The sequence below is a fragment of the Burkholderia sp. Tr-862 genome, from assembly GCF_011753085.1.
Lineage (GTDB): Bacteria > Pseudomonadota > Gammaproteobacteria > Burkholderiales > Burkholderiaceae > Burkholderia > Burkholderia ambifaria.
The window spans coordinates 1-5,640 of sequence record NZ_VWWG01000257.1; the positions used below are offsets into that span (position 1 = coordinate 1).

Consider the following 5,640-nt stretch of genomic DNA (forward strand, 5'->3'; position numbering starts at 1 on the left):
TGCCCGCGCGGCGGCCGCGCTGTCCGCGGCCCAGGCGACCGAAGCCGCATGAACACGCCCGCCCGCCCCGCCGTCGCCGCCCGGCCGCGCTACGCGCTGGCCGCCGCCGCGTGCCTGGTCGCGCTGATCGCGCTGTCGCTCGCATGGGAGCTGTGGCTCGCGCCGCTGCGCCCGGGCGGCTCGGCGCTGATGCTCAAGGCCGTGCCGCTCGCGCTCGCGCTGCCCGGCGTCTGGCGGCGTAACATCTATACGATGCAGTGGGCGAGCATGCTGATCCTCATTTATTTTGCCGAAGGCATCGTGCGCGGCATGTCCGACCGCGGGCTGTCCGCGACGCTCGGCTGGTGCGAGACCGCGCTCGCCGTTGGCTTCTTCGTGGCTGCGCTTGCCTACGTCGCGCCGTTCAAGCGCTCGGCAAAAAAGCAGCGCGCTGCGTCCTGACCCTTACGCGACCGACCGTGATGATTTCTTCCGAAGCCTTCGTATCCGCCTGCCGCGACGCGATCGGCGCCGCCGGCGTGCTGACCGATCCGCACGACACCGAACCGTTCCTGACCGACTGGCGCCGCCGCTACAAGGGCAGCGCGTGCGCGGTGCTGAAACCGGCCGATACGGCGGAAGTCGCCGCGCTCGTCCGGCTCGCGAACACGCACGGCGTCGCGCTCGTGCCGCAGGGCGGCAACACGGGCCTGGCCGGCGGCGCGACGCCCGACGCGAGCGGCGGCCAAGCCGTGCTGAGCCTCGCGCGCCTGAACCGCGTGCGCGCGCTCGATCCGCACAACAACACGATCACCGTCGAAGCCGGCGTGATCCTCGCCGACGTGCAGGCGCGCGCCCGCGAAGGCGGCCGGCTGTTCGCGCTGAGCCTCGCCGCCGAAGGCAGCTGCACGATCGGCGGCAACCTGTCGACCAACGCGGGCGGCACCGCGGTGCTGCGCTACGGCAACGCCCGCGAACTGTGCCTCGGGCTCGAAGTCGTGACGCCGCAGGGCGAGATCTGGGACGGCCTGCGCGGGCTGCGCAAGGACAACACCGGCTACGACCTGCGCGACCTGTTCATCGGCGCGGAGGGCACGCTCGGGATCATCACCGCCGCCGTGATGAAGCTGCATCCGCTGCCCGCCGCGCAAGTCACCGCGCTGGCCGCGCTCGAGTCGCCGCACGCGGCGCTCGACTTCCTCGCGCTCGCGCAGCGCGCGGCCGGCCCGCTGCTGACCGGCTTCGAGCTGATGTCGGACTTCTGCATGCAACTCGTCGGCAAGCACTATCCGCAGCTGCGCTACCCGTTTGACCGCCCCCATGCGCAGACGGTGCTGCTCGAGCTGTCGGACAACGAGAGCGAAGCGCATGCGCGCACACTGTTCGAGAAGCTGATGGAAGAGGCGTTCGAGGCCGGGCTCGTGGTCGACGCGGTGGTCGCGGAAAATCTCGCGCAATCGCGCGCGTTCTGGGGCCTGCGCGAACACATTCCGCTCGCCCAGGCCGACGAGGGACTCAACATCAAGCACGACATCGCGGTACCGATCTCGTCGATCGCGCGCTTCATCGACGAAACCGACGCGGCGATCCAGCAGGCCGCGCCGGGCGCGCGGATGGTCACGTTCGGCCACCTCGGCGACGGCAACCTGCACTACAACGTGCAGACGCCCGAAGGCGGCGACCCGAAGGCGTTCCTCGCGCAATTTCAGAAGCCGATCAACCGGATCGTCTACGACAATGTGCATCGCCACCACGGCACGATCAGCGCGGAACACGGGATCGGCCAGTTGAAGATCGACGACGCGCAGCGCTACAAGTCGCCGGTCGAAACGGCGCTCATGCGCACGCTGAAGACGGCGCTCGACCCGCGCGGGCTGATGAATCCCGGCAAGGTCCTGCGCTGAAGCCCCCCACCCCGGAGCGACGTCCATGAGAATCCGCGTCCTGTCCGACCTGCATCTCGAATGCAACCAGCCCGACACGATCGTGCATGCCGACGCGGATCTCGTCGTGCTGGCCGGCGACATCCACAATCATGCGGAAGGCCTGCGCTGGGCCGCCGAGACGTTCGATCCGGACGTGCCGGTGATCTACGTGCCGGGCAACCACGAGTACTACGACGGGGAATTCGGCGCGCTCGAAACCGCGATGCGCGACGCCGCGCATACGCTTGACCACGTGCATTATCTGAACAACGGCGTGTACGTCGATCCGGCGCGGCGCTTTCGCGTGCTGGGCACGACGCTGTGGAGCGATTTCACGCTGTTCGGCGCGGACGATGCGAGCGTCGCGCGCGCGATCGAGGCCGGCCTGCGCGTGATGCTCGATTTCAAGGGATTGATCCAGGTGACGTGGCCGCATGAAGCCGCGCTGCATGCGGGCGGCACGCCGGAGCGCGACTTCACGCCCGCCGACGCGATCGCGCTGCACCGGCACGGCCGCGCGTGGCTGGAAGCGCGGCTCGCGACGCCGTTCGCGGGCCGGACGATCGTCGTCACCCACCATGCGCCGCATCTGCGCTCGCTCGCGGAGCGTTACGCGGAGGACCTTGCGTCGGCGGGCTTCGTCACGGACATGGCGGAACTCGTGCGGCCGCCCGTGGACCTGTGGATCCACGGCCACACGCATACTTCATTCGATTACGTGACCGACAGCGGCACGCACGTGGTGTGCAACCCGCGCGGCTATATCTACCGGCGCACCGGCGAACTGGAAAATCCCGCGTTTGCGTGGGACAAAGTGGTCGAGCTCGGCTGAACGCCGGCCCATGCGGCCGCGCGATGCGGCCCTCTCCGATCCGGAATGCCGCCCGATCAGCGGTCGGCGCGGCGCGATCCGTTCGACGACGCGCGCACCCGCACCGGCACCGGCTTCATGCGTGCCTTCATCGCGCGCAGCAGATCACGCGTGGCCGCGGCGGCCGCCGCCGCGCCAAGCAGAACGCCAAGGCCGATCATCAATTGCGTATCCATTGCGACTCCGGGTGTGGGCAGATCCATGTCTCTATGTTTCAACAGTATCAAACTGTCTGCGCCCGATGGTAAAAAAATGTTGCGCGAACGACAAATCTCGTCAGATCGGGCTCGGGCGCGCCATCATGTCGCAGCCGTGAACTGCGCGAGCGCGGCTTCGTCGGCTTCAAGCGTGGCCGGCAACTCGTCGCGCAGGAAATCGACCCAGGTACGGATTTTCGCGTCGAGGTACTGGCGCGACGGATACAGCGCGTAGATGTTCATCACGTGCGACCGGTATTCGGGCATCACGCGCACGATGTCGCCGCTGCGCAGCCCGCCGATCGCCGAATAGAGCGGCAACCCGCCGATCCCCATCCCTTCCCGCACGGCCACCGCGAGCGCCTCGGCGACGTTCACGCGGAACGGCGGCGCCGTGATCGGAATCACCTCGTCGCCGCGCGGCCCCGACAGCGCCCACTCGTCGAAGTGAAAGCCCGGCGCGACCATCCCGAGACAGATGTGCTGCTCGAGATCCGCCGGCGTATGCGGCGCGCCGTGCGCGTCGACATAGGCGGGCGATGCGCACACCACGCTGTAGCTCTCGCCGAGCCGCTGCGACACGAGCCCCGAATCGGGCAGGTCGCGGCCGACGACGATCGCGACGTCGTAGCCCTCGTCGAGCAGGTCGGGCATCCGCTGCGCGAGCGTCAGCTCGACGTGCACGTCCGGATAGCGCTGCCGATAGCGCGCAATGGCCGGCACCAGATAGTGCTGCCCCAGGCTCGTGAAGCAATGGACCTTCAGCTTGCCCGACGGGCGCGCGTGCGCGTCGCCCGCTTCGGCTTCCGCCTGGTCGACGTACGCGAGGATCTGCTCGCAGCGCTGCAGGTAGCGTTCGCCCGCTTCGGTCAGCGCGATCCGGCGTGTCGTCCGGTTGAGAAGGCGCGTGCGCAGGTGCGCCTCGAGATCCGACACGGCGCGCGACGCATAGGCGGTCGTCGAATTCATCTGCTGGGCGGCCGCGGTAAAGCTTCCCGCGTCGACCACGCGGACGAATACCCGCATGTTTTGTAACGTATCCATCCCATTACCCCTTTGAATCCGGGTGGATTGTTGCACAGGGGCCAACAAATATTATCTCAGGATTCGTAAAAATGACTTGCACCGTTGTCCGTTTATTCAGGAATCACTGAAAAATATAATCGCATCCGACTCATCTATATCCGAAAGGGAGAAAATCGTGCGGTCTCCGGCAACAAAAGGGACGCTGGCACTGGCGGTTCTTGCAGTCTCATTAATAATGACCGGCTGCGCGAGCATGGGCGACAACAAGCCCAAGTCCACCCGCATCGAAGCGAACGCGCTCGACGCCGGCGCGGCCATCCGCGCGGCCGACCGCGACGCGGGCTGGCCCGCGTCCGACTGGTGGCGCGCGTATCGCGATCCGCAGCTCGACGCGTGGATCGCCGCCGCCCAGGCCGGTAACCCGACCCTCGCGGCAGCCGAGGCCCGCGTGCGCGAAGCGCAGGCGATGGCGCGCGTGGCCCGGTCGGCGGAACTGCCGCAGATCAACGGCAACCTGTCGCTGATGCGCCAGCACTGGCCCGACAACGTCTACTACGGCCCGGGGCCGCTGGCCGACACCGACACGTGGAACAACACCGGCACGCTCAGCCTGTCGTACCACCTCGACCTGTGGGGCAAGGACAAGAACGCGACCGAGCGCGCGCTCGACACCGCGCATGCGACCGCGGCCGACGCACGGGCGGCGAAGCTCGAGCTCGACGTCAACGTCGTGCGCGCGTATGTCGGCATGTCGATGAACTACGCGCTGCTCGACCTCGCGCATGAGACGTTCGAACGCCAGCGCTCGCTGGCCGATCTCGCGCGCAAGCGTCTGCAGGCCGGGCTCGGCACGCAGCTCGAAGTCAGCCAGGCCGAATCGACGCTGCCCGACTATGAGCGCCAGATCGATACCTACGAAGAAGCCATCCAGCTCGCGCGCCACCAGCTCGCCGCGCTCGCGGGCAAGGGACCGGGCGCCGGCGACGCGATCAAGCGGCCGAGCCTGTCGCTCGACGCGCCGGCCGGCCTGCCGTCCGCGATGCCGGCCGACCTGCTCGGCCGCCGCCCGGACGTCGTTGCGGCCCGCTGGACGGTCGACGCGCAGGCCCGCGGCATCGATGTCGCGAAAGCCGCGTTCTACCCGAACATCGACCTGCTCGCGACGGTCGGCGGCTTCGGCGTGACCGCGCCGTTCACCGACTTCCTGCGCGCGATGAACGGCGGCTGGACGGCCGGCCCCGCGCTGTCGCTGCCGATCTTCGAGGGCGGCCGCCTGCGCGCGCAACTCGGTGCGGCCGATGCCGGCTACGACCAGGCGGTCGAGCGTTACAACCAGACGGTCGTCGGCGCGCTGAAGGACATCGCCGACCAGGTCGTGCGGATCCGCTCGCTCGAAACGCAGAAGAAGGATGCCGCGCGCTCGGTGGCCGCCAACGATCGCAGCTACCAGCTGTCGCGCGAAGGCTTCCGCCGCGGGCTGACCGATTACGTGAACGTGCTGATCGCGCAACAGCAGCTGCTGCGCGCGCAGGAGACGGCGGCTCGCATCGACGCGGAACGCCTCGCCGCGCACGCGCAGTTGATGGCCGCGCTCGGCGGCGGCGTCGAAACGGGCCAGGACGGACGGGACGGCCATCCGTCG

6 protein-coding genes are annotated in these 5,640 nt (G+C 68.5%); 4 read left to right on the forward strand and 2 right to left on the reverse strand.

Annotation, left to right across the window (positions count from 1 at the left end):
* Nucleotides 1–48: 48 nt before the first annotated feature.
* From F3J14_RS33015 to F3J14_RS33025, 3 genes are read left to right on the forward strand one after another with little or no spacing between them, the layout of a single operon-like run.
* Nucleotides 49–441, forward strand: coding sequence for a DUF2069 domain-containing protein (locus tag F3J14_RS33015; RefSeq protein ID WP_166726479.1), 393 nt, complete (start codon nt 49–51; stop codon nt 439–441).
* Nucleotides 442–461: 20 nt separating this feature from the next.
* Nucleotides 462–1,883, forward strand: a complete 1,422-nt coding sequence (locus F3J14_RS33020) for an FAD-binding oxidoreductase (protein ID WP_166726483.1) — start codon at nt 462–464, stop codon at nt 1,881–1,883.
* A 25-nt stretch (nt 1,884–1,908) separates the two neighbouring features.
* On the forward strand, nt 1,909–2,736 hold the full coding sequence (locus F3J14_RS33025; RefSeq protein ID WP_166726480.1) for a metallophosphoesterase: 828 nt from the start codon (nt 1,909–1,911) through the stop codon (nt 2,734–2,736).
* Between the two features lie 56 nt (nt 2,737–2,792).
* On the opposite strand, the gene F3J14_RS33030 is transcribed toward F3J14_RS33025, so the two are convergent.
* Complete coding sequence (locus F3J14_RS33030) at nt 2,793–2,978, reverse strand: hypothetical protein (protein WP_166726478.1); 186 nt, start codon at nt 2,976–2,978, stop codon at nt 2,793–2,795.
* A 96-nt stretch (nt 2,979–3,074) separates the two neighbouring features.
* The gene (locus F3J14_RS33035; protein WP_166726481.1) at nt 3,075–4,016 is read right to left on the reverse strand and encodes a LysR family transcriptional regulator; all 942 of its coding nucleotides are present in this window, start codon (nt 4,014–4,016) and stop codon (nt 3,075–3,077) included.
* Between the two features lie 157 nt (nt 4,017–4,173).
* On the opposite strand from F3J14_RS33035, the gene F3J14_RS33040 reads away from it, so the two are divergent.
* A partial coding sequence (locus tag F3J14_RS33040; RefSeq protein WP_166726482.1) for an efflux transporter outer membrane subunit occupies nt 4,174–5,640 on the forward strand: 1,467 nt, incomplete at its 3' end.

What these genes read in the sequence shown, in the direction of transcription:
- F3J14_RS33030 (WP_166726478.1), bottom strand. Translation starts at nt 2,978, where the DNA reads ATGGATCTGCCCACACCCGGAGTCGCAATGGATACGCAATTGATGATC.
- F3J14_RS33020 (WP_166726483.1), top strand. Translation starts at nt 462, where the DNA reads ATGATTTCTTCCGAAGCCTTCGTATCCGCCTGCCGCGACGCGATCGGC.
- F3J14_RS33015 (WP_166726479.1), top strand. Translation starts at nt 49, where the DNA reads ATGAACACGCCCGCCCGCCCCGCCGTCGCCGCCCGGCCGCGCTACGCG.
- F3J14_RS33035 (WP_166726481.1), bottom strand. Translation starts at nt 4,016, where the DNA reads ATGGATACGTTACAAAACATGCGGGTATTCGTCCGCGTGGTCGACGCG.
- F3J14_RS33025 (WP_166726480.1), top strand. Translation starts at nt 1,909, where the DNA reads ATGAGAATCCGCGTCCTGTCCGACCTGCATCTCGAATGCAACCAGCCC.